The 23,046-nt window shown below is 70.8% G+C and carries 24 protein-coding genes; 11 read left to right on the forward strand and 13 right to left on the reverse strand.

The annotated features are described in order from the left end of the window. Positions 1–108 precede the first annotated feature (108 nt). Complete coding sequence (locus ACFZDL_RS29885) at positions 109–1,056, forward strand: aldo/keto reductase (RefSeq protein WP_353596666.1); 948 nt, start codon at positions 109–111, stop codon at positions 1,054–1,056. Positions 1,057–1,145: 89 nt separating this feature from the next. Here the strand turns inward: ACFZDL_RS29885 and ACFZDL_RS29890 are convergent, their stop codons facing one another. Continuing rightward, positions 1,146–1,598, reverse strand: coding sequence for a hypothetical protein (locus ACFZDL_RS29890; RefSeq protein WP_353596665.1), 453 nt, complete (start codon positions 1,596–1,598; stop codon positions 1,146–1,148). A gap of 199 nt (positions 1,599–1,797) precedes the next feature. Here ACFZDL_RS29890 and ACFZDL_RS29895 point away from each other — a divergent pair, with 199 nt between their 5' ends. Both ACFZDL_RS29895 and ACFZDL_RS29900 read left to right on the forward strand, forming a co-directional pair. After that, a complete protein-coding gene (locus ACFZDL_RS29895) occupies positions 1,798–2,235 on the forward strand; it encodes a hypothetical protein (RefSeq protein WP_353596664.1) in 438 nt (145 codons plus the stop codon). Continuing rightward, on the forward strand, positions 2,232–4,583 hold the full coding sequence (locus ACFZDL_RS29900) for a tetratricopeptide repeat protein (RefSeq protein WP_353596663.1): 2,352 nt from the start codon (positions 2,232–2,234) through the stop codon (positions 4,581–4,583). The genes ACFZDL_RS29895 and ACFZDL_RS29900 overlap by 4 nt, the downstream gene beginning before the upstream one ends. Positions 4,584–4,700: 117 nt before the next feature. Here ACFZDL_RS29900 and ACFZDL_RS29905 read toward each other — a convergent pair whose 3' ends face one another. Next, entirely contained in the window at positions 4,701–4,928 is a 228-nt protein-coding gene (locus ACFZDL_RS29905) for a hypothetical protein (RefSeq protein ID WP_353596662.1), read from the reverse strand. After that, complete coding sequence (locus ACFZDL_RS29910; RefSeq protein ID WP_353596661.1) at positions 4,925–5,389, reverse strand: ATP-binding protein; 465 nt, start codon at positions 5,387–5,389, stop codon at positions 4,925–4,927. The genes ACFZDL_RS29905 and ACFZDL_RS29910 overlap by 4 nt, the downstream gene beginning before the upstream one ends. A 172-nt stretch (positions 5,390–5,561) precedes the next feature. Between ACFZDL_RS29910 and ACFZDL_RS29915 the strand changes: the two genes are divergently transcribed. Genes ACFZDL_RS29915 through ACFZDL_RS29925 form a run of 3 tightly spaced genes read left to right on the forward strand, consistent with a single transcriptional unit; the run spans position 5,562 to position 7,433 of the window. Further along, complete coding sequence (locus tag ACFZDL_RS29915; RefSeq protein ID WP_353596660.1) at positions 5,562–6,452, forward strand: helix-turn-helix transcriptional regulator; 891 nt, start codon at positions 5,562–5,564, stop codon at positions 6,450–6,452. A gap of 11 nt (positions 6,453–6,463) precedes the next feature. Continuing rightward, entirely contained in the window at positions 6,464–6,655 is a 192-nt protein-coding gene (locus ACFZDL_RS29920; RefSeq protein ID WP_353596659.1) for a DUF397 domain-containing protein, read from the forward strand. Continuing rightward, entirely contained in the window at positions 6,648–7,433 is a 786-nt protein-coding gene (locus ACFZDL_RS29925; RefSeq protein ID WP_353596658.1) for an MBL fold metallo-hydrolase, read from the forward strand. The genes ACFZDL_RS29920 and ACFZDL_RS29925 overlap by 8 nt, the downstream gene beginning before the upstream one ends. A gap of 70 nt (positions 7,434–7,503) precedes the next feature. Here ACFZDL_RS29925 and ACFZDL_RS29930 read toward each other — a convergent pair whose 3' ends face one another. Continuing rightward, positions 7,504–7,884: a peptidase inhibitor family I36 protein gene (locus ACFZDL_RS29930; protein ID WP_353596657.1), complete on the reverse strand. Its 381-nt coding sequence runs from the start codon at positions 7,882–7,884 to the stop codon at positions 7,504–7,506. A gap of 133 nt (positions 7,885–8,017) precedes the next feature. Next, positions 8,018–8,869, reverse strand: coding sequence for a helix-turn-helix transcriptional regulator (locus ACFZDL_RS29935; protein WP_353596656.1), 852 nt, complete (start codon positions 8,867–8,869; stop codon positions 8,018–8,020). A gap of 87 nt (positions 8,870–8,956) precedes the next feature. Here ACFZDL_RS29935 and ACFZDL_RS29940 point away from each other — a divergent pair, with 87 nt between their 5' ends. After that, positions 8,957–9,760 carry a glucose 1-dehydrogenase gene (locus ACFZDL_RS29940; RefSeq protein WP_353596655.1) on the forward strand — a complete coding sequence of 268 codons (804 nt, stop codon included), beginning with the start codon at positions 8,957–8,959 and terminating at the stop codon, positions 9,758–9,760. A 32-nt stretch (positions 9,761–9,792) separates the two neighbouring features. Here ACFZDL_RS29940 and ACFZDL_RS29945 read toward each other — a convergent pair whose 3' ends face one another. Further along, on the reverse strand, positions 9,793–10,371 hold the full coding sequence (locus ACFZDL_RS29945) for a WHG domain-containing protein (RefSeq protein WP_391192925.1): 579 nt from the start codon (positions 10,369–10,371) through the stop codon (positions 9,793–9,795). A 165-nt stretch (positions 10,372–10,536) separates the two neighbouring features. Here ACFZDL_RS29945 and ACFZDL_RS29950 point away from each other — a divergent pair, with 165 nt between their 5' ends. Next, positions 10,537–11,433, forward strand: coding sequence for an arginase family protein (locus tag ACFZDL_RS29950; RefSeq protein WP_353597173.1), 897 nt, complete (start codon positions 10,537–10,539; stop codon positions 11,431–11,433). On the opposite strand, the gene ACFZDL_RS29955 is transcribed toward ACFZDL_RS29950, so the two are convergent. Continuing rightward, positions 11,409–13,064, reverse strand: a complete 1,656-nt coding sequence (locus tag ACFZDL_RS29955; protein WP_353597174.1) for an MFS transporter — start codon at positions 13,062–13,064, stop codon at positions 11,409–11,411. The two genes, ACFZDL_RS29950 and ACFZDL_RS29955, sit on opposite strands and share 25 nt — an antisense overlap. Before the next feature lie 82 nt (positions 13,065–13,146). On the opposite strand from ACFZDL_RS29955, the gene ACFZDL_RS29960 reads away from it, so the two are divergent. Next, the gene (locus tag ACFZDL_RS29960) at positions 13,147–13,494 is read left to right on the forward strand and encodes a helix-turn-helix domain-containing protein (protein ID WP_353597175.1); all 348 of its coding nucleotides are present in this window, start codon (positions 13,147–13,149) and stop codon (positions 13,492–13,494) included. Between the two features lie 158 nt (positions 13,495–13,652). Beyond that, complete coding sequence (locus ACFZDL_RS29965; RefSeq protein ID WP_353597176.1) at positions 13,653–16,241, forward strand: NACHT domain-containing protein; 2,589 nt, start codon at positions 13,653–13,655, stop codon at positions 16,239–16,241. Between the two features lie 198 nt (positions 16,242–16,439). On the opposite strand, the gene ACFZDL_RS29970 is transcribed toward ACFZDL_RS29965, so the two are convergent. Then, positions 16,440–18,965: an ATP-dependent Clp protease ATP-binding subunit gene (locus tag ACFZDL_RS29970; protein WP_065961344.1), complete on the reverse strand. Its 2,526-nt coding sequence runs from the start codon at positions 18,963–18,965 to the stop codon at positions 16,440–16,442. Positions 18,966–19,503: 538 nt separating this feature from the next. Between ACFZDL_RS29970 and ACFZDL_RS29975 the strand changes: the two genes are divergently transcribed. Further along, positions 19,504–20,214 (forward strand): SCO3374 family protein, encoded by a 711-nt coding sequence (locus ACFZDL_RS29975; protein ID WP_391193008.1) that lies wholly within the window; start codon positions 19,504–19,506, stop codon positions 20,212–20,214. Here the strand turns inward: ACFZDL_RS29975 and ACFZDL_RS29980 are convergent. The 5 genes from ACFZDL_RS29980 to ACFZDL_RS30000 all read right to left on the reverse strand — a co-directional run bounded on the left by ACFZDL_RS29980 (position 20,153) and on the right by ACFZDL_RS30000 (position 22,977). Beyond that, the gene (locus ACFZDL_RS29980) at positions 20,153–20,494 is read right to left on the reverse strand and encodes an Lsr2 family protein (RefSeq protein ID WP_353597178.1); all 342 of its coding nucleotides are present in this window, start codon (positions 20,492–20,494) and stop codon (positions 20,153–20,155) included. The genes ACFZDL_RS29975 and ACFZDL_RS29980 overlap by 62 nt on opposite strands. 210 nt (positions 20,495–20,704) lie before the next feature. Next, positions 20,705–21,226, reverse strand: a complete 522-nt coding sequence (locus ACFZDL_RS29985) for an amino-acid N-acetyltransferase (protein ID WP_353597179.1) — start codon at positions 21,224–21,226, stop codon at positions 20,705–20,707. 21 nt (positions 21,227–21,247) lie between these two features. Then, a complete protein-coding gene (locus ACFZDL_RS29990; RefSeq protein ID WP_089512871.1) occupies positions 21,248–21,643 on the reverse strand; it encodes a BlaI/MecI/CopY family transcriptional regulator in 396 nt (131 codons plus the stop codon). Positions 21,644–21,768: 125 nt separating this feature from the next. Beyond that, positions 21,769–21,945, reverse strand: coding sequence for a hypothetical protein (locus ACFZDL_RS29995; protein ID WP_353597181.1), 177 nt, complete (start codon positions 21,943–21,945; stop codon positions 21,769–21,771). 66 nt (positions 21,946–22,011) lie between these two features. Next, positions 22,012–22,977 carry a hypothetical protein gene (locus ACFZDL_RS30000; protein WP_353597182.1) on the reverse strand — a complete coding sequence of 322 codons (966 nt, stop codon included), beginning with the start codon at positions 22,975–22,977 and terminating at the stop codon, positions 22,012–22,014. Between the last annotated feature and the right edge of the window lie 69 nt (positions 22,978–23,046).

Here is a 23,046-nt window from a genome sequence, read left to right on the forward strand (position 1 = left end):
CAACCCCCAGCAACCCCCGGCAACGCCCTTGCGTTCGAGCCCACTTCAATTGCCAAGCTGCCCGGCACGCCAAGCATGTCCCTGCCACTCGCCCGGAAGGACCGCGCTGTGCCCGAAGTCAACTTCGCACTGGGAACCATGGGATTCGGCACCAAGGTCGACACCGCTACGTCTCTGGACCTGCTCGACCGGTTCGCGGACGCCGGCGGGACCCTCGTCGACACGGCCAACTGCTACGCCTTCTGGTCCGCCCCGAGCGGCCGCGGCGGCCACAGCGAGGAGGTCATCGGGCGCTGGCTGGCCCGCCGCCCCTCCCTCCGCGACCGGACGTACCTCAGCACCAAGGCCGGCGCCCAGCCCGTCGGCCCCGGCGACTGGCCGGCCAACCGCGAGGGCCTGTCGGCGTCAGCGCTCAGAACCGCTGTCGAGGGCAGCCTGCGCCGGCTGGGCACCGACCGGATCGACCTGTACTGGGCCCACATGGAGGACCGTACGGTCCCCCTGGCGGAGTCAGCGGAGGCATTCGGCGCGCTGGTGGCCGAGGGCGTCGTGGGGCGGCTGGGGTGCTCCAACCACCCGATGTGGCGGGTGGAGCGGGCCCGGCAGATCGCCGCGGCCAACGGCTGGGCCGGATACACCGCGCTCCAGCTGCGCCACTCCTACCTCCAGCCCCGCCCCGGCGCGCCGGTCCCCGACCAGTCCCACCGGTTCGGCTGGGTCACCGACGAGGTCATCGACTACGTCGACAGCGAACCGGACCTGTCCTTGTGGGTGTACACCGCCCTGCTGAACGGCTCCTACAGCCGCCCGGACCGCCCCCTCCCCGACGCCTACGACCACCCCGGCACCTCCCGGCGACTGACGGCCCTGGACAAGGTGGCCGGGGAGCTCGGGGTCAGCCGCAACCAGGTCGTCCTGTCGTGGCTGACCGGCGGCGAACCGGCCATCACCCCCATCGTCGGCGTCAGCACCCGGCAGCAGCTCGACGAAGCACTCGCCGCGTCCCGCCTGCGACTGCCCGCCGAACACCGCCGCCTCCTCGACGAGACCGCCTGACGGCCGACTACGCCGCCGCCCTGGGCCTGGGGCCGACTACGCCGCCCTGGCCCAGGCCCAGGAGGCCACCCGCCCGAGACCGTCGACCCTCAGTCGAACCAGACCACGAGTCGCACGTGCTCCGGGCCGTGCAGCTCGGCAAGCGTCCTCATCACGTCCCATACCGGCGCCCAATGGGTCCCCGCCCCGGCAACCGCGCGTCGGCTGAGCGTGCCTGATCGATCGGTTTCGTCCCAGTTGGCAGCCTGCACCTCAGCCCAGTCGATCCACGTCGTTCCGTGCGCGTCCTGTGGTCCGCCCCCTGCGTGGAACGCGTTCCGCAGTCCGTCCGAGGCGTCCTCCGGCAGACCGCGCCCCTCGGCCAGCGGCCGGAACCCGAAGGAGTTACGGACGCCGAACAGGCAGGCGAGGGCGTCATAGGCGTTGCCGGTGTTGAGGAGGTGGAGGTCAATGGCGGCGTGCCATTCCGCGTCCTCGTCGTCCTCTCCCCAGATCCGGGCCAAGGGTCTGCACTCGATCATTCCGCTCATGTCGGTGGACATGTCCGCAGTCTGCGCCTGACCGGCGGCGAACCGGCCATCACCCCCATCGTCGGCGTCACCCCCGGAACACTCGCCGCAGCCCGCCTGGGACTGCCCGCCGGACTCCGCCGCCTCCTCGACGAAACCGCCTGACGCGCGGACCGGCCGACGTATCGTGAAAAGCCGACGTCCGCAGGGATGAGGGGGGCGAGGGGACGCCATGGAGCCGCAGATCGCAGATCTCGCACGGACGGCCGGGTCCACCGTGGTGGCCCTGATGGCCACCGACGCATGGCAGCGCACGAGGGAGCGGATCGTCGCGTTATGGCGCCGGGCCCAGCCGGACCGCGCCGACGGCATCGACGGCGAGCTCGAGACCACGCACGACGACCTTCTGGCCGCGCGTGACGCGGCGGACGGCTCGGAGGGCGAGCAGACGCAGCGCGAGCTGAGCGAGGAGTGGGCGGGCCGCATGCGGCGCTTCCTCGCGGCGCATCCGGAGGTCATTGAGGAGTTGCGCCGCGCCTTGGACGAGTTGAGCCCCGCCCTGCCGGGCAACGATCAGGCGATGAACACCACCGTCCATATGCGAGCCGAGGCCTCCGGCAGCGGCCGGGTCTACCAGGCGGGCCGCGACCAGCACATCACCGAGCGGTGAGCGGCCCGCCTCCCCCGTACGCGGACGGCCAGGCCTCCGGGCACGGACGGGTCTTCCAGTCGGCCGGCGACCAGCACATCGCCGAGCACCATCACCACTACGCGCCCGGCGCCTCCCTGTTCACCGGGGCGACCGCCCCGGGGCCCGCCCCGGGACCCGGCGCGGGACCCGGCGGCCCGGGGCTCGGCGGCCCCGACACCGTACGGGTCCCCCTGGTCGGCCGGGCCCCGGCCGTCCTGCGGGACCGGTCGGACCTGATGCGGCGATTACGGACGGCAGTGGACGACGATCGCGGCGGCGGCCAGATCCACGTCCTGCACGGCATGGGCGGCTGCGGCAAGACGGCAGTGGCCCAAGCCCTGTTCACCGAGGCCGTACGCGACCGGGCCAGAATCGGCCTCTGGGTCAACGCCTCCGAGCGGCTGTCCCTGCGCGCGGGCATGCTGGCCGTCGCCGCCGACCGGGGCGCGGGCCCCGGCGAACTGGCCGCAGCGCACAGCGGGCAGCGCGCGGCGGCGGACCTCGTCTGGCACCACCTGGACCACTCCCCCGACCCCTGGCTCCTGGTGATCGACAACGCCGACGACCCGGCGATCCTGGAGGAAGGCGCCTGGCTGCGCCCCAGCCCGCGCGGCACGGTCCTGGTCACCACCCGCTACGCCACCTCGCGCGCCTGGCGGGGCGCGATCCTGCACCCCGTCGGGGTGCTGCCCCCTGAGGACGCGGCCCAGGTCCTGTGCGACCTCGCTCCGCACGCGGGCACCCCGGCGGCGGCCCAACAGGTCGCCCTCCGCCTCGGCTGCCTCCCGCTCGCCCTGACCCTCGCGGGGTCCTACCTGCACCACCAGCTACTGGAGTCCTGGTCCATGGACGAGTACCGAAACCGCCTCGAAGCCGACCCGACCGGCCTCATCGACCAGGGAGCGGCCCTCGATCCCGGCCGCGCCGAATCCCGCCACCTGGTCAGCCGCACCTGGCACCTGTCCCTGGACGCCCTCGCCGACCAGGGCCTCCCCGAAGCGACGACGCTGCTGCGGCTGCTGTCCTGCTGGAGCCCGGACCCGCTACCGCTCGCGGTGCTGAGCCCGGCGTCGCTGGGCGCGACGGGCCTGCTGGACGCCGCCCGCGTCGAACCGGCGTTGCGGGGGCTGCTCGACCACTCCCTCGCCGCGATCGTCTCCGCGCCGGGCGGTACGGGTACGGGTACGGATGGGGAGCGGCCGGTGCGCTGCGTCCAGGTGCACGGCGTACTCCTGGACAGCGTCGCCTCGGGCACCCCCGCCGAACAGCGCCCGGACCTCATTGAGGCGGCGGCCACGCTGTTGGAGTCCGCGCTTCCGGCCGAGGGCGGGGCTGAGGGCGGGTTCGTTGCGCTGCTCGTGCCGCATGCGGTGCGGTTGCTCCGCGAGGGGGACGTTAGGACCACGGAACGGGTGGTGGACCTGTCCGTACGCCTCGCTGAACGCGTTCATGAGACCGGCGACTACGCCGCCGCCCTGGCCCTGGCCCAGGAGGCCGCCGGCACGGCGGAACGGGTGCTCGGTCCTGAGCACCCGCTGACGTTGAGCGCCGAGCAGCGGGTCGGGCGCTCGCTGTTCCGGCTCGGTCGCTATGAGGAGTCCGAGGAGCTGCATCGTCACGTTCTCCAGGTCCGCGAACGTGTCCTGGGCGCTGAGCATCCGGATACCCTGGACAGCTGCTTCGCCCTCCGGCAGCCGCTGCACCTCATGCAACGCTACGAAGAAGATCTCGTCCTACTGAGGAGAGCAGCGGGGGGACAGCGAAGAGTCCTCGGCACCGTTCACCCCAAGACGCTCAAGAGCCGGTCCATGCTCATGGTGTTGCTGGCGGAAGTCGGAGCAGACCAGGAATTCGATCGCACGGCACCGGACACTGTCGCTGACTGCGAGGAAGCCCTGGGTTGCGATCACCCCACGACGCTGGATGCCCGCCTCAACTATGCCTACGGCCTCCTCAGGTTCGGTGATGCGCGACGAGCCGAGCCCGTGGCACGGCGGAACCTGGCAGACCGCGAGCGCCTTCATGGCCCTGAGCACCCCCTGACACTCTCCGCAGTCTCGTTGCTCAGCATGGTGGTCGCAGAACTGGAGCACTGGACAGAGGCCATTGAGCTGATGCGTCACGCCGTTGCGGCCCGTGAGCGATTGTTCGGGCCTGAGCACCCATTCGTCCCAAGAGGCCACATCGAGGTGGCCGCCTTGCTTGCCCGGGCGGGACGAACCGAGGAGGCACAGACCCTGGCACACTCGGTCCTGCCGCAATGCGAGCGCATTCTCGGCTCCGACCACCCTGAGACACTTCGCGCCCGCCGCATTCTGGAGGCTTGAGCGTGCTCTAGCCAGCCCGGACGCCTTTACGGTGAGTATCGGACAGCGACACGCCAACACCACGGCGTGTCGCTGTCCGATACTCACCACAACTCAGGCTTCGGGCGCGAATTGAGGCTATCTGCTCCGCCCCACCCGGGCCTGCTCAGCCTTCAGCAGCCGCTGGTAGTCCGCGAGCACGCGCAGCATCGCGAAGCCGGTCCCCAGGGGAACCGTCCCGATGACCAACAGCGGCCGCTGCGGGTCCCGAAGGTCCGCCCGTATATCGGGAAGCCGCACACCCAGCGCGGCGAACTCGTCCCGGACAATGTCGGCGACCCGCACGCCGGGGGCCTGAGCGTTCACGCCTTGTCCCCAGGCGGGACGCTGAGCTCGAACCACACGGCCTTGCCCGTGCCGTCGAGTTGTTCGTCGACCGTCAGGCCGCATACGTCCGAGAGCGCGGTGACCAGGAACAGACCGCGCCCGTGCGTGTCGTCGCTCGCCGCGCGACGGGGCGACGGCAACGCGGGGCCGTCATCGTGGACGGCGACCCGCACGCGGGTGCACTCGACGGTGGCGGCGAGCCGCACGTCTCCCTTGCCGTGCTGATGCACATTGGTCACCAGCTCCGATGTGCACAACGCTGCCGCGTCGGCGAGTTGGCCCAGCCCGGAGGCAACAAGCAGGTTGCGTACGAAGTCTCGGCACAGTCTGGGCGCGAGGGGGATGCCGGGGGCGGACAACGTGTAGTGGTGCGGAAGTTGCTCGGTTCCGCCGATGGAATTCCCGGGCTCAGCCGCGCCCGGTTCGGTACGTACTCCCATGAGACGCCTCCATGGCGTTCCGTAGGTGAGGGGTTGGCGGATCCTCTACGTGATCCATCCAACACAAACTGTAGGGATAGACTCATCAGATCTGCAACCCACTCCCCTTATCGAGTGGACCGAGCTCCCGCCCACGGGCAGACCGTGGGCGGATCATCCAGGAGGCCTGGTCTTGGCACTGCGAACCGTCATCTCTGAGCGGCAACGCCGACTCGGTTCAGAACTCCGAAGGCTGCGCGAGCAGGCTGGCTTGTCTATCAACGAGGCAAGTTCGCGAGTCGGGATCGGCGCCACACATCTGAGCCACGCAGAGGCGGCCCGTACCGCGATCGCCCTCGATCGGCTGCGCGCCTTGATGCAGGTCTACGAGGTCAGAGATGAGCCCTACGTCGACGCCCTTGTCAGTCTCTCGGAGGACAAGGGGAAGGGCTGGTGGAGCGACTACAAGGGCGCCCTGTCGTCAGCCGCCTTGGACTTGGCCGAACTCGAATCCCGGGCCGACGGCATCCGTTCCTACGAGTCACTGTTCATCCCGGGCATCCTCCAACTCGAGGACTACACACACGCCATCTTCCGTGCCAACGACACCGTCACGACGCCGGAAGGCATCGACGCAGCGGTCAACTTCAGGCTGAGGCGCCAGAAGATCCTCACCAGCGATGATCCGCCGGAGGTCCACGCCGTGATTCACGAGGCTGCGCTGCACATGCGATTCGGCGGTGCGGCAGTAGCTCGCAAGCAGCTCCTGCGCCTCGTAGAGCTGGCTGAACTACCGCATGTGAGGATCCAGGTCCTACCCTTCACAGCAGAGGGGGTGTCCGCCGTGAACACCCCGTTCTGTCTCCTCACCTCACACGGGGGAGCGCTTCAGACCGTGCAGATGGATCATGCAGACCAGTCCATGTTTCTGCACACCCCAGAGTCAATCGCCCAGTACGAGAAACAGTTCGACCAGCTAAGCTCGATCGCTCTTCCTCCGGTGAACGCCAAGGTCACGTCCCTCAGTCATGAGGGGCGGGATTCACTGGGGCTGATCCAATACGTCCTCTACAGCCACTATTAGGAATCGCGATCATGCCCATACTCAACTGGCGTAAGTCTTCCTTCAGCACCTCCGGGGCCAACTGCGTGGAGCTCGCCGCCGTCCCCAACGGCATACACCTGCGGGAGAGCGACGAGCCCGACGCCGTGATCCACACCACCCCCGCCACCCTCCGATCCTTCATACGGGCCGTAAAGGCCGGCCGACTGGACCACCATGGCTGACGAACGTCTTCGTCTCACGGTCCTGGGGTGCGCGACGCCATACCCCAGCGTGGACAACCCGTGCTCCGGCTACCTCGTGACCAGCGGCAGCACCCGCCTGTGGGTGGACGCGGGCAGCGGAACGCTGGGCCCGTTGCAGCGTCACACCCGGCTGGACGAGCTGGACGGGATCTGGATCTCGCATCTGCACGCCGATCACAGCGCGGATCTGCTGACCGCGTACTACGGGCTTCTGTTCGCGGACATCAACCTCACCGCGCCGATCCCCCTCTACGGCCCGCCCGGCATCGCCGACCGGCTGGCGAGCTTCCTCACGAACACCGCGACCCGTAGCCCGGTCGAATCCGCCTTCGCGGTGACCGAGCTGCACGACGGGCACGAGGTGACCGTCGGGGGGCTCAAGCTCACCAGCCGGGCCGTGGCGCACGGAATCCCGGCCTTCGCTCTGCGCGTGGAGGCGGCAAACCAAACGCTGGTGTACTCCGGGGACACGGCACCGTGCGAAGCCCTCACAGGCCTGGCCGAGGGATGCGACATGCTGCTGTGCGAGGCCGAGAGCGCACACGCCCCCGCAGAGGGCGAGGCGCAGGTGCATCACACGCCCGAGGACACCGGTGAGACCGCCAGTGCGGCGCGGGCAGGCCGGTTGATCGTCACGCATGTGGGCCGGTTCCTCACGCCGGAGGAGGCCGTGGCGCGGGCGGCGGCGCGCTTTGACGGGCCCGTCGAGTACGCCGCGCCCGGGGCGACGTTCGAGGTCGGGCGGACCGCCGGTTGACCGGGGCGCGAGGCGGAGCGCGCGCCCGCTTCCCCTGCCGGGCTCGCCCCGCCTCGCGCGTCTGTGGCCGCTACTGCGGCTTGAAGGACCGGATCTGGTAGCTGCCCTGGAGGTTGCCGCCCGCTCCGGCGGACGTGGAGCCTACGCGGGAGTGGTAGTTGGTCTGCGTGTAGTACTGCTTCCGCTGTCCCGTTCCGTTCCACACGGAGCGGACGTTCTGGCCGTTCCGGATGAAGGAACAGTCGTCGGCGGTGTTCGCCTTGCTGGGCTGCGACCACTGACATCGGGTGCCGCCGCCGTCCCAGCCGCTGTAGATGCAGAAGTACCCGGCGGAGCAGTTGTAGGCCGCCGGGCGGGCGGGCGCCGTGGGGGCCGCGATCGCGGAGGGCGCGGCGCCGAGGGCCGCGAGCAGGGCGGCCGAGGCGAGGGCGAATGAGCGAGCACGAAGCATGACAAGGGCTCCTTCCATACGCGGGTGCCGCGGCCGGGCACACCGAGCACCCGGCGCGGAGCAGATGACACTCACCGCAGTGTGCTCGCGTGGCCCAGGTGCTTTGCCGGAGTCCTGGTGGAGTACTGCTCGCTCAGCCGGTCACGTCCATGCGCTGGGTGCCGATGACGGACAGCAGCCGCAGCGCCTCCTCGGAGGGCGAGCCGGGGGCGGCGGTGTAGATGACGACCTGCTGGTCCCGGTCGGTGATGTCGAGGACGTCGCAGTTGACGCTGACGGGGCCGACCAGCGGGTGCTGGAAGGTCTTGCACAGCGTGGGCTCGGCGCAGACGTCATGAGAGGCCCACAGCCGGGCGAACTCCTCACTTCCAGCGAGGAGTTCGTCCACCAGCTCGGTCACCTCGGGGTCGTCCGGGTAGCGGGCGGCGGTGGCGCGCAGCCGCTGGGCGGAGTTGCGGGCGAACGCGTCCGCGTCGGACACCCCGTACAGCCGCCGCCCCTCCCGGTGCGGCCCGAGGAAGACGCGGCGCACGAGGTTGCGGTCGCGCCGCGGCAGGGCGGAGAAGTCCTCCATGAGGGCGGCGGCCAGCGCGTTCCAGGCGATGACCTCGTACGTCGCGGACATCACGATCGCAGCGGCCTGCGGCAGCCGGTCCAGCAGGTCGACGATGGACTGCCGCACCTCGCGCGAGGGCCCGGGCCGCGGGCCCGGGGGAGCGCCGGCGAGGTAGTGGAGGTGGTCGCGCTCGGCGTCCGTGAGGCGCAGGGCGCGCGACAACCCGGCCAGCACCTCGCGGGACGGGCGCGGGGCACGCGCCTGCTCCAGCCGGGTGTAGTACTCGGTCGAGATGAACGCCAGCTGCGCCACCTCCTCGCGGCGCAGCCCCGGGGTGCGGCGCCGCGGCCCGGCGGGCAGCCCCACGTCGGCCGGGGTGATCCGCTCGCGCCTGCTGCGCAGGAAGTCCGCCAGTTCCCGTCTGTCCACGTCCCCCAGTGTGCGGGGGCGCCACGGCCGCATCCAGGTACCGCCGGTGCCTGGATGGGCGTCGGCCCCGGGCACAGGCTCGAAGCCATGGACAACACACCGAACACCCACGTCCCCGCCCCCGCCACGCCCCTGGGCCTGCTGTCCGGCAAGGCCGTCCTCGTCACCGGCGCCGGGCGCGGCATCGGCGCCGCCGCGGCGCGGCTGTTCGCCCGCGAGGGCGCCCGGGTGCTGCTCGCGGCCCGTACGGAGGCCGAGCTCAAGGCAGTGACCGAGGAGATACGGGCGGCGGGCGGCACCGCGGACCACGTGGTGTGCGACCTGGCCGACGCGACCAGTGTCCGGGCCGCCGTCGAGCGGGCCGTGGAACTGTACGGCCGCCTCGACGCCGCCTTCAACAACGGCGCGACGGGCGTGCCGCCGGGCCCGCTCGACCAGGTCGGCGAGGCCGACTTCGACCACGTCTACGCCGTCAACCTCAAGGGTGCCTGGCTGGCCATGGCGGCGGAGGTCGCGGCCATCCGGGCCACCGCCGGGACGGGCGCCATCGTCAACACCTCCAGCATCGGCGGCCTGAGGGGCAACCCCCAGCTGCCCGCGTACGGCGCGATGAAGCGGGCGGTCAACAGCCTCACCGAGTCGGCCGCCGTCACGTACGGCCCGGAAGGCATCCGCGTCAACGCCATCGCCCCGGGCACCACGCTCACCGAGATGCTGCACGACTGGGAGGCGGCGTCCCCCGGCGTCATCGCGCAGCTCAACTCCCGGACGCCGCTGCGCCGCGCCGCCGAACCGGCCGAAGTCGCCGAGGCCGCCGCCTGGCTGCTCAGCGACCGCGCCTCCTATGTGACCGGCGTGGTCCTGCCGGTCGACGGCGGCGCGCTGGCCTAGAGCCCGGGCTTCCGGTCCGCCCGGCCGGGGTGTCAGAGCTTGGCGAGCCGGTCGACCAGCAGCTCGACCCTCCGCTCGGCGTCCTTGGGCGGCAGCCGTCCCGCCCGGGTGAGGGTCGCCAGCCCGTGCAGGGCCGCCCAGAACGTCTCGGTGAACAGCCCCGGATGGACACCGTCCCCGGCGACCTCGCCCAGGCTCTCCAGCAGGGCGGCGAAGGCGTCCTTCAAAGGCTCCGGGGTGTCCTCCTGCGCGTACGCCAGGCCGCCGTCGAGCTGGAACAGGGCGTCGTAGACCGCCGGGTTGCGCTCGGCGAAGTCGAGGTAGGCGCGGGCGAGGGCGGCGACCCGGGCGCGCGGGCCGTCGGCTGCGGAGGCCGCGGCCCGTACCGCCGCGGCCATCTCGGTGGCACCTTCGAGGGCGACGGCGCCGATGATCTCGCGCTTGCCGCGGAAGTGGCTGTAGAGGACGGGCTGGCTGTATTCGATGCGCTCGGCGAGGCGGCGGGTGGTGACCGCGTCCCAGCCCTGCTGCTCGGCGAGCTCGCGGGCCGTCACCACGATGAGGCGTTCGCGCTCCGCCCGTTCGCGCTGCTTGCGTTCTTGTACCGACATGCTTTCGATCCTAGCATCGCTAGACAAACGATCGACAGTAGCGCTAGCGTTGCCTCATCAGCTAGCGACACTAGACGTTCTCCGCCGCCGTGCCCGGTCACCCTGGGGTTCCGCCGGGAGCGAAGGTCCTGGTGCACGGGACGTCCGCACGCCGAAACTGGCCGGATGCGCCGTCTCGTCGTCATCGATGCCCCGTCCAACCTCGGTCTCAGACCGCCCGCCGAAGGCACCGTGCCCGGGTGCTACAAGCTGGCGGGCGCGCTGCGGGAGCAGCGGCTGCTGCAGCGGCTCGGGGCGCAGGAGGGCGGGGTGGTCGTACCGCCCCGCTACGACCGGGGTGGCTGGCAGGAGGGCGACGGCGTGTTCAACGCCGCGGCCATCGCCGCGTACACCCGCAAGCTCGCCGACCGCATCGAGCGCCATGTCCGGGCCGGGGACTTCCCGGTGGTTCTGGGCGGGGACTGTTCCATCCAGCTCGGCGCCTCGCTCGCGCTCCGCCGCATCGGGCGGTACGGGCTCGCCGCCATCGACGCCTCCGCGGACTTCCGGCACCCCGGGAACTCCGAGCGCATCGGCGCCGCGGGGGGCGAGGAGCTGGCGCTCGGGACGGGGCGCGGGCAGGAGGACCTGACGAACCTCGAAGGGCTGCGGCCGTACCTCAAGGACGAGGACGTACGGATCCTCGGCATCCGGGACTACGACGAGGACCGCGCCGAGCTCTCCGAGTTGAAGATCGCGAACGCGTCGGTCGGGGAGCTCAGGGAGTGGGGCCCGGAGGATCTGGCGCGAGCGACGCTGCAGTCCCTCGAATCGCCCGCGACCGAGGGGTTCTGGGTGCATCTCGACGCGGATGTGCTGGACCCCTCCGTCATGCCCGCGGTCGACAGCCCGGACCCCGACGGGCTGCTGCCCGACGAACTCGCCTCCGTCCTGCGGCCGTTGGTCCGCTCGGAGCGCTGCGTCGGCTTCAACCTCACCATCTACGACCCCGATCTCGACCCCGAGGGTTCCGGCGCCGCGCTGCTGGCCGACATCCTTCAGCGCTCCTTCGCGGAGTCCTGACCAGGCGGCTGGTTCTCGCCTTGTTCCAGGCCCTCGCCGGGCCGCAGGAGCGAGGCCGCCAGCAGGGCCGTCAGGGCCAGGGCTGCCGCGGCGACGAGGGTGACCGCCGCGAAGCCCCGGTCGTACGCGTCGCGCGCCGCCGCGCGCAGCAGGTCGGCGGCGGGCGGGGCGAGGTGGTCGGCGGCGGTGTCGGCCGCGCCGATGGACTCCCGCGCGGCGGCGCGGCCGGTGGGCGGGACGCCGGGGACGGAGGGGGGCAGGGCCGCGCGGTAGGTCGCGGCGAGGGCGGTGCCGAGTGCCGCGACACCGAGGCCCGCGCCGAGTTCGAAGGAGGTCTCCTGGATCGCGGCCGCTTCCCCGGCGCGGTCCGGGTCGGCTGAGGACATGATGGAGTCCGCGCCCAGGGTCATCACCACGCCCGCCCCGAGGCCCGAGGCGAGGAGAGCGAGGGTGGTCACGCCGTGGTGCGCGGGGCCGCCGCCCGCGTACAGGAGGAGCAGCGCGCCGGAGAAGAGCGCGAGCGCGCAGGTGAGCGCCCGGCGATTGCCCCAGCGGCGGGCCGCCGCGGGAGCGGCGACCGCGCCGATCGCGTTGGCCACGGCCAGGGGCAGCAGCGCGAACCCGGCGCGGAGCGGGGATGCGCCGCCCACCAGCTGGAACCACTGGGTGAGGAAGAAGAGCACCGCCGTATAGCTGCCGAAACAGCCGACCACGCACACGGTGGCTGCCCTGAAGCGGCGGTCGGCGAACAGCGAGAAGTCCAGCAGCGGCTGCGGCAGTCGGCGCTGCCGCCGTACGAACGCAAGCAGCAGCGCCAGGCCGGCGGCGCCGGCGACGGCGGAACCCGCGTCGGGGCGCAGCTCCGCTCCGGCCTGCTTGAGGGCGTAGACGACGCCCGCAAGGCCTGCGGCGGAGAGCACGACGCCCGCCAGGTCCCAGTGGCGGGGCGTGGGGTTGCGCGACTCGGGGATCAGCCGGGCCCCGGCCACCAGGATCACCGCGATGACGGGCACATTGACGAGGAAGACCGAGCCCCACCACCACCGCGCGAGGAGCGCCCCGCCCACCAGAGGGCCGATGGCCGCGCCCACGCTGTGGGCGGCGGTCCAGATGCCGAGAGCCAGGGCGCGCTCACGGCCGTCGGGGAAGACGACGCGGATGATCGACACCGTCGAGGCCATGATCATGGCGGCGCCCACGCCGAGCAGCGCCCGCGCGAGGATCAGCTGCCCGGACGTCTGGGCGAACGCGGCGCCGGCCGACGCCAGGCCGAACAGCACGAAGCCGGAGAGCACCAGGCGCTTGCGCCCGACGCGGTCGCCGAGCGTCCCGCAGGTCACCAGCAGCGCGGCGACGGTGAGGGAGTAGACGTCCACGATCCACAGCAGCCGTGCCCCACTGGGGTGCAGATCCCGGGTCAGGCTGGGGATCGCCGCGTGGGTGACGGTCAGGTCGATCCCGGACAGCAGCAGGCTCGCGCACAGCACCGCCAGCACGGCCCACCGGCGCCGCCCGCCCCGCGACGGGGAGCGGGCGGGGGCCTCGGCGCGGGGCGTGGCCCGGTCCTCGCCGGGGGCCTTCGCGGGGGCCTCGGTGGCGGTCCGGTCTTGGCAGGGCGTGCGACGGCTCATGTCGGCACTGTCATCGGGTGGCTCCGCGCCCACAAGTACGGTCTTTTTTGTTCCCTAGTACCACTCTGGATACCTTTGCTGGATGCGCGGCAGTGTGGACGACACCCAAGATCACTGCGCGGTGGAGATCGCGATGGAGATCCTCGGCGGCCGGTGGAAGCTGGCCATCGTCAAGAAACTCCTCACCGGCACCCATCGGTTCGGGGAACTCCGGCGCGCCCTGCCCGGCGTCACCCAGCGCATGCTGACCCGCCAGCTGCGCGAACTGGAATCGGACGGGCTGATCGTGCGGACGGTCTATCCGGAGGTGCCGCCGAAGGTCGAGTACGCGCTCACAGAGACGGGCCGCAGCCTGGAGCGCATCACGGATCTGCTCGACGCCTGGGGGCGTTGGTACCGGGACACCCGGCCGCGCGACGAGCGGGCCTGAGGGAGCCGATCGCGCAACGGCCCGTCTTTTGAACGCTGTTGACCGGCCGCGTGCTCCCGGACCGCCCGCCGCCTGAGGTTCGGCGTGCGGTGGCGGGGTACGTTCCGGGATCTACGACGTGCCGATTGAGCCGCTGGAACCAGCGGTCGGGGGAAGACATGGATCCCGCAGCCATAGCCGCCCGCCTCGCCTCAGGCAGCGCCGTCCCGGACGCCGTCGCCCCGATCGTGGAACAGCTGTTCGTACGGGAGGGGCCGGGGGCAGGGCCGGTGGACCGGCCGGTGAGGATCAGCGGGCTGGTGTCGTTCCAGGGGGACGTGCGGACGCTGACCGAGCGGGATCTGACCGGGCTGGCGGCCCGGCTGGTGCGCGAGACGCTGGGGGCGGTGGTGCCGGGCGGGGCGAGGCCGGCCGCTGCCGCCGACGAGGAGCGGGCCGTGGTCGACGCGCTCGCGCGCACGCTGCACGCCCTGGGGACGGTGGATCTGAACGACGTCCAGGCGGTCCGGCTGGGGCCCGAGCGGTTCGCCGGGCATCTGGCGGTGGCCGCGCCGGACGCAGGCCGCGATCTGTCGGCGGGCGCCGCCCGGTTGCACGGCGCGCTGCTGGAGCTGGCGTGCCTGCACATACTGCGGTTCCTCACCCGGCGGTCCGCCTTCGTCGCCCGGGCCCTGGCCGAGGACGCCACATCCCACGCGGACGCCGCACCCACCGCAGACGCCGACGCCGCCGCCGCATCCACCGCCGACGCCGCCTTCGAGGAGCGGTACGCGCACGACATCGTCACCGGCCACAACCACCTCACCATCTACGGCATCGACCTGGCGCACTCCCCCGACAGCTGGCCGCTGGAGAGCGCGTATCTGAGCCTGGAGGCGGAGACCGACGCGGGCCCCTCCGCCCCCGCCGATCAGGCGCTGGCCGGGCGGGAGCGGGTGCTGCTGCGGGGCGTGGCGGGCTCCGGCAAGACGACGCTGGTGCAGTGGCTCGCGGTGTCCGTGGCGCGCGGGGAGCTGCCACCCGAGCTGGAGGGGCTGCGCGGCCGGGTGCCGTTCGTGCTGCAGGTGCGCCGCTTCGGCCGGCACGGCTTTCCCGCGCCGCGGGACTTCCTGGCCTCCGTACGCCATCCGCGGGCGGCCGGGCAGCCGGCCGGGTGGGCCGAGCGGGTGCTGTCGGGCGGGCGCGGGCTGCTGCTCGTCGACGGGGTGGACGAGGTGCCCGAGGACGACCGTGAGCGGCTGCGGCTCGCGCTGCGCAGGTCGCTCGCCCGCTATCCGGGAAATGTCTGGCTGGTCACCTCGCGCCCGTCCGCCGTACGGGAGAACTGGCTGGCCTCGGAGGGATTCACCGAGCTGAGACTCGCGCCGCTCAGCCGGGAGGGCGTGGCCGCATTCATCCAGCGCTGGCATGCCGCGGCGCGGGTGGACGCGGCGGCCGACCTGGACCGGCTTGACGCGTACGAGGAAACGCTGCTGGACGCGGTCCGTATTAACCGGGAGCTGGGGCGGCTGGCCACGAATCCGCTGATGTGCGGGTTGATCTGCGCACTGCACCGGGACCGCCGCGGCTATCTTCCGCGCGGCCGCAAAGCGCTCTACGACGCGGCCCTTTCCATGCTCCTGGAACGCCGGGACCGCGAGCGCTCCATGCCGCCGCCGGACGGAATCGATCTCACCCAGGAACCGAAGATCCAGCTGCTGCAGAAGCTCGCGCGCTGGATGCTCGTCAACGGCAGGGCGGAAATGGAGCGGGCGACCGCCGTGACGACCCTCGCCCGGCACCTTCCGGCGATTCCGCACGCGGCGCGGCAGGGCGGCCCCGAGGAGATCTACCGCCATCTGCTCAACCGCACCGGACTATTGCGCGAGCCCGCGCCGGGCGCGGTCGATTTCGTGCACCGGACCTTCCAGGACTATCTGAGCGCGAGAGCGGTCGTCGAACGGCATGATTTCGACTTCCTGATCGAACACGCCCACCAGGACGACTGGGAAGAGGTGATCAGAATGTCGGTGGCGCTGGCTCGGCCCGATGAATGCGCGTACATCCTGGAGGGCCTGCTCGCCGCCCGGAAAGGCGCGCGCCCGGTACAGGCGCGCCATCGGAAACTGCTTGCGGCGGCCTGCCTGGAACACGCGACCGAGCTTGATCCGGAAGTACGCGCCCGGGTGCACCGCTATACCCGCGATCTGGTCCGTCCGACCACCTTGGAAGGGGCCCGGGCGCTCGGCTGGATCGGCCCGATCGTGCTGGAAATGCTGCCCGATCCGACAGTTGTCACGGATGAGGAAGCGCACCGGCTGGCCGTCACCGCGACCTCGATTGCCGACGACCGGGCCATCGACTATCTCGTCCGGCTGCGGGACCGCACTTCCTGGGCCGTACGCTCCGTGCTCGCCGGGGCCTGGCGGCGTTATGAAACCGATCGCTACGCGGATGAAATCATCGCCCATCTCGATGAGCGGGAACTCGACTTTCCCGTCTCGAACCTGGAAGAGCTGCACGCCCTGCGCCGCCTCGGCGGGCGCCCCTGCGTACAGATAGCCGGGGCCTTCACCCCGCGCCGGCTGGTCGAGGGCCTGGTCGCCGACCGGCTGACCGAGCTGTGGCTCGCCTATGACCTGGGGACGCGGCTGGACCTGGAGTGGCTGGCCGCCTTCCCCCGGCTGCACACCCTGCGGGTGAGCTCCCGCAACGCCGGGGTGACGGGCGTCCCCGAGGGCGTACAGGTCATCGTGACGGGGCCCTGAGGGCTGCTCGCCCCGAGGGCCGCCCAAGGGGACCGTTCCGCCCAAGGGGACCGTTCCCGAGGCGCCAGGGCTCCAGAAGGGCCGTCAGGGCCTTCCTCGGCCTCCTGGAGCGAAGGGTTGAGAAGACGAGGCTGCCCCGGACCGTGTGAACGGTCCGGGGCAGCCTCTGGGCGCTTGACGCGACTCCCGGGCGGGAGGTCACGCCTCCTTGCTGAGGTTCGGGCCCGCGCCGCCTGCCGCGGACTCGATCGGCGGGGTGTCCGGCAGCGCCGACTTCTCCTCGCCGCGGAAGGTGAACTTCTTCTCCTCACCCTCACCCTCGGTGTCCACGACCACGATGTGACCGGGGCGCAGCTCGCCGAAGAGGATCTTCTCCGACAGCACGTCCTCGATCTCGCGCTGGATGGTCCGGCGCAGCGGCCGGGCGCCCAGCACGGGGTCGTAGCCCCGCTTGGCCAGCAGCTTCTTGGCGTCGCCGCTGAGCTCGATGCCCATGTCGCGGTCCTTGAGCCGCTCGTCCACCTTGGCGATCATGAGGTCGACGATCTGGATGATGTCTTCCTCGCTGAGCTGGTGGAAGACGACCGTGTCGTCGACGCGGTTGAGGAACTCGGGCCGGAAGTGCTGCTTCAGCTCCTCGTTGACCTTCGCCTTCATCCGCTCGTAGCCGGTCTTCACATCGCCCTGGGCGGCGAAGCCCAGGTTGAAGCCCTTGGAGATGTCCCGGGTGCCGAGGTTGGTGGTCATGATGATGACCGTGTTCTTGAAGTCCACGACCCGGCCCTGGGAGTCGGTCAGACGACCGTCCTCCAGGATCTGCAGCAGCGAGTTGAAGATGTCCGGGTGGGCCTTCTCGACCTCGTCGAAGAGGACCACGGAGAACGGCTTGCGGCGCACCTTCTCGGTGAGCTGGCCGCCCTCCTCGTAGCCCACGTATCCGGGCGGGGAGCCGAAGAGCCGCGAGACGGTGTGCTTCTCGCTGAACTCCGACATGTCGAGCGAGATCATCGCGTCCTCGTCGCCGAACAGGAACTCGGCGAGGGTCTTGCTGAGCTCGGTCTTACCGACACCGGACGGGCCCGCGAAGATGAACGATCCGCCGGGGCGCTTCGGGTCCTTCAGACCCGCACGCGTGCGCCGGATGGCCTGCGAGAGCGCCTTGATGGCGTCCTTCTGGCCGATGACGCGCTTGTGCAGCTCGTCCTCCATGCGCAGCAGGCGGGAGGACTCCTCCTCGGTGAGCTTGAAGACCGGGATGCCCGTGGCCGTGGCCAGGACCTCGGCGATCAGCTCCTCGTCCACCTCGGCGACGACGTCCATGTCGCCGGCCTTCCACTCCTTCTCGCGCTTCGCCTTGGCGGCCAGGAGCTGCTTCTCCTTGTCGCGCAGGCCCGCGGCCATCTCGAAGTCCTGCGAGTCGATCGCGGACTCCTTCTCCCGGCGCACATCGGCGATCTTCTCGTCGAATTCGCGCAGGTCCGGCGGTGCGGTCATGCGGCGGATACGCATCCGGGAACCGGCCTCGTCGATCAGGTCGATGGCCTTGTCCGGCAGGAAGCGGTCCGAGATGTAGCGGTCGGCCAGGGTGGCGGCCGCGACCAGGGCGGAGTCCGTGATGGAGACGCGGTGGTGCGCCTCGTAGCGGTCCCGCAGGCCCTTGAGGATCTCGATGGTGTGCGGCAGCGACGGCTCGGCGACCTGGATGGGCTGGAAGCGGCGCTCCAGGGCCGCGTCCTTCTCCAGGTACTTGCGGTACTCGTCGAGCGTGGTCGCGCCGATGGTCTGCAGCTCGCCGCGGGCCAGCATGGGCTTGAGGATGCTCGCGGCGTCGATCGCGCCCTCGGCGGCGCCCGCACCCACCAGGGTGTGGAGCTCGTCGATGAACAGGATGATGTCGCCGCGGGTGCGGATCTCCTTGAGCACCTTCTTCAGGCGCTCCTCGAAGTCACCGCGGTAGCGGGAGCCGGCGACCAGGGCGCCCAGGTCGAGGGTGTAGAGGTGCTTGTCCTTGAGGGTCTCGGGCACCTCGCCCTTGACGATGGCCTGGGCCAGGCCCTCGACGACCGCCGTCTTGCCGACGCCGGGCTCGCCGATGAGGACCGGGTTGTTCTTGGTGCGGCGCGAGAGCACCTGCATGACCCGCTCGATCTCCTTCTCGCGCCCGATGACCGGGTCGAGCTTGGATTCGCGGGCGGCCTGCGTGAGGTTGCGGCCGAACTGGTCCAGGACGAGCGAGGTGGAGGGAGTGCCCTCCGCCGGGCCGCCGGCCGTGGCGGCTTCCTTGCCCTGGTAGCCGGAGAGCAGCTGGATGACCTGCTGCCGGACCCGGTTCAGATCGGCGCCCAGCTTCACCAGGACCTGGGCTGCGACGCCCTCGCCCTCGCGGATCAGGCCGAGCAGGATGTGCTCCGTGCCGATGTAGTTGTGGCCGAGCTGAAGGGCCTCGCGGAGCGACAGCTCCAGGACCTTCTTGGCACGGGGGGTGAAGGGGATGTGCCCGGACGGGGCCTGCTGGCCCTGGCCGATGATCTCCTCCACCTGCTGGCGGACCGCCTCGAGCGAAATCCCGAGGCTCTCCAGGGCCTTAGCGGCGACACCCTCACCCTCGTGGATCAGGCCCAGGAGGATGTGCTCGGTGCCGATGTAGTTGTGGTTGAGCATCCGGGCTTCTTCCTGAGCCAGGACGACAACCCGCCGCGCGCGGTCGGTGAACCTCTCGAACATCGTTAATCGCTCCTCAGAGCGGTCAGGCAGTAAGGGGGCGCTCCCCTCTCTGTCCTTCCGCAGCTTAGTCCCGCAAGCGGGGACCGCTCATTCCAACTGCCGACACCCGTCCGGATCACCCCCCGCTCTCGCGAGGAAGGCAGCCCGCTGGCCCCCTTTCCCCGAACAGCCGACAACAGCTCCAACCCGATGGTGCGAGACGATGTTCCCGCAGGCCAGGCATCTACGCTCGCCGCCACTACGCCCGTGGCGAACGCGACCGCCTCCCGGCCCGTGGACCGCCCCTCCCACTAGGCATCTCTTACCCGCATGGGCTGACACTCCATGCGGCGCGGGCCAGTTCCCTCCGCTACGGGCGAACAACCTTGCGCCCGTTCACCACCCCTGCCAGCCCCCTGTCGGGCACGGAGCGCGCACGGGCAGCGACATGGCGTGACCGAGGCGGGTTCGTGACGGTGGGTGACGACTCCCGGCCTTCACGTAACTTTCGAAGAGGGACGCAGTTGCTCCGGGCATGGCCCTCACGACCCCGGAGGTCCTGGCTCCGGCGATCCCGGCTCCAGAGACCCCAGCCGCGGACCACTTGTCCGCGCCCGCCGCCCCGAGCGCATGGACTCAATGGGCTCAATGGGCTCAGTGGTACGCGAGCGAGCTGGAATGGCCGACGACCGGCAGCGATCCCGTCGAACTGCTCACGGGGGTGCGCTTCGACGTGCTGGAGCTGCCGGCCGACGCCGGTTTCGCCTTGCTGCGGCGCGTACCGCGAACCGGTCCGGTCGCGGTGGAGGGCCCCCGAATGCGGCTATTGGTGGCCGCGGGCAGCGCCGACGAGCTGCCGGGGCTGCTCGACTGGCTGGAATGGGGCGACATCCCCCTCGATCTGACCGCGATCGGTGCGGGCGGCCGGATCACTGCGCCAATTCCCCCCTCCCGGCCTTTTCGGGCGGCACTCGGAGTGCCGAGCCCACAGGAGGCCGCCGTATGGCTGCGACCTCCCGAGCCGGGGGGCGAGGTGGAGCCGACGCTGCCGCTGGCAGCGTTCGGGGGCGATGGGGGCGCCCCCGATCTGGTACGACTCGTGGGTGCGGCGGCCACGGAGTGCCACCGTGCCCGGTTGTTGCGCGCTCGGCTCTTGCCGGGACAACGGGGAGCCCGGCGAGCCGGAGAAGCCGGAGAAGGTGACGCGCTCAGGCGTTGGCCTTCTCGTACGCCTCACGCACAGTCGCCGGAACACGCCCGCGGTCATTGACCTCGTAGCCGTTCTCCTTGGCCCAGGCGCGGATCTTCGCGGTGTCCTGGCTGCCGCCGGCCGTCGCGCGCGCCGCCGCCTTGCCGCGGGTGGCGGCCGCCCGGCCACCGGTGCGACGGCCGCCCTTGGTGTAGGGCTCCAGGGCCTCACGGAGCTTGTCCGCGTTGTCCGTGGTGAGGTCGATCTCGTAGCTCTTGCCGTCCAGTGCGAACGTCACAGTCTCGTCCGCCTCGCCGCCGTCGAGGTCGTCGACAAGAAGGACCTGAACCTTCTGTGCCATGGGGTTCCTTTCCGAGAAACCGGGGAGCTCGGGCCGCAGCGTTAGGCGCTGATGTCCCCACCCCCCAGGTAATTACACTACGGGAGAATAGGAAACCGCTTTTCCCGGAAAAACACAAACCCCCCGGGAAGGTTCGATCGATGGACCACGGGGGAACCCTCTGTTCCGGAGCTATGTGATAGGGAGCGATTCGGACATAGGGGCCCGCGATCACAGTTGCAGAAGCATCCGGCTGTTGCCAAGGGTGTTCGGCTTCACCCGTTCGAGACCAAGGAACTCCGCGACGCCCTCGTCATAGGAACGCAGCAGCTCGCTGTAGACATCACCGTCGACCGGCGTCTCGCCGATCTCCACGAAGCCGTGCTTGGTGAAGAAGTCGACTTCGAAGGTGAGGCAGAAAATGCGCCGTACGCCGAGCCAGCGCGCCGTTTGCAACAGCTTGTCGAGCACCAGGTGGCCTACACCACTGCCCTTCACGGCGGGATCCACCGCGAGAGTGCGAACCTCCGCGAGGTCTTCCCACATGACATGCAGTGCCCCGCAGCCAATGACCTCCGCGTCGGCGTCCCGCTCCGCCACCCAGAACTCCTGGATGTCCTCGTAAAGCGTCACCGTCGCTTTGTCGAGGAGGATGCGATCGGCCACGTAGAGGTCGATGAGGCGACGTACGGCCCGTACATCAGAGGTCCGGGCACGGCGGACGGTGACTGCTTTAGATTGAGCCAAGGACATGCCCGGACGCTATCGCCGCTGTCATCGGCGCGACTCACCGGGGCTCTCACCGGGCTCTTCGAGTTGTACGACGCGCATCGCATCTCGCAGCGCATCTCGCTGCTCTTCGGACATCATCCCGAAGAACGCGACGAGCGCGGCGGCCGGGTTGTCACTCGCGGACCATGCCTCGTTCATCAGTGCGGCCGAGTAGGCGGCGCGGGTGGAGACCGCGGCATATCGATAGGCGCGCCCTTCCACCTCACGGCGCAGCCAGCCCTTCTGATGGAGGTTGTCCATTACGGTCATGACCGTCGTGTAGGCGATCGAGCGTTCCTGTTGAAGGTCTTCCAGGACTTCCCGGACCGTGACCGGGCGGTTCCACTTCCACACCCGCGTCATGACCGCGTCTTCGAGATCTCCCAATGGCCGAGGCACACGTGAATAATAGTGGGAGATGTCTCGAATGTCGGGTTCATGCGCGCGAAAAAGGGGCGCACATCCCGAGACGACGTTCATCCCGGGACGTACGGCCCCAGACACACGGCCCCGCTCCGGGCGGGTCAGGAAGCGCTGGACCGCGCCTGCCGCTCAGCCTCGGCGCGGGCGAGCGCCGCGTCCACCGCGGCGTCCTCCTTGGCCTTGTTGGCACCGCCCTGGCTCTTCACGATCGTCACAATCAGCGCGGTGAAGGCCACGGCCATCACCACGGGCGGGACCAGCGCGGAGATGTAATCCATGGCTGTCGCTCCTTCTGACTCGAGCTGACTCGAGGCCTCCAGATTACGGGGTGCGCCGGCCCCGGCTCAGGCCGGGACCCGCCCGAGCCGGGAGTCGCTCTCCGGCGGCCGGGCCGGGCGCCGGCGCTTGGGCGGGAAGACCTCCGCCGGGGTGGGCACCGGCCGGCCCGGGCGCGGCGCCCGGCGGCCCGGCTCGCCACGCCCCGGCTCCGCGCGCTTGGGCTCGGCTTTCTTGGGTTCGGCTTTCTTGGGCTCGCTCTGCTCGGGCTCACCCTTCTTGGGCTCGGCTTGTTTCGGCTCCCCGCGCTGGGGATCGGTTTGCTTGGGGCCCGTTGGCTTGGGATCGGTTTGCTTCGGGCTCATTGGCTTGGGACCGGTTTGCTTGGGATCGGCTTGCTTCTGGTCGGATTGCTTCGGCTCGCCCTGCGCCGGATCGCCCTTCTTGGCCTCACCCTGTCCGGGGCCGGGCTCACCACCCCTTGGCACCACCCGGGCAGCGCCCGCGAGGGCCCCGCCGGGCAGCACCCTCAACCGGACCGCCGGAGACCGGCCGTCACCAGACCGCAGGACCCCAGCCGCGCGCTCCGCGAGCCGGGCCCGTACGCCCCGCTCGGCAAGCCGCTCACAGTGGCGCAGCAGGGCGCGACGCCGCTCGGCCTCGCCGGTCCCGGCGGCGGACCGGCACAGCTGGCGCAGCGCGGCCAGGTCCTCCGGAAGCGGCTCGTAGCCGGCCGCGAGGACTCCTTCGAGCTGGTCGAGATAGCCGACGGCGGCACCGGGGAGGGCGGCGCGGTAGCGGGCGAGCTCATCGAGCAGGAAAGCTCTCAGCCGCCCGCCCTCGCGGACCGCTTCGTCCACGGCCTCGGCGAGGCGGAGGCAGTCCTGGACCTCCTCCGTCCGGTCCGGGCCCCCGTGGCCGGGGGAGAGGGTGACGGGATGGGGCTGGAGGGCGATGGCGAGGGCGCGTCGGAGCACACGCAGCTCATCCGCACTGAACGCCATTCCGCCGCGGGATCCATATGGCGTGGGCATGGGCCGACTTTAAGTGCTAAGCGGACAAAATTCGCTGAGCGCGGGGCGGTGCGGCGCGTTGCGGAAAGG

The organism is Streptomyces sp. NPDC007917 (assembly GCF_042959105.1).
Lineage (GTDB): Bacteria > Actinomycetota > Actinomycetes > Streptomycetales > Streptomycetaceae > Streptomyces.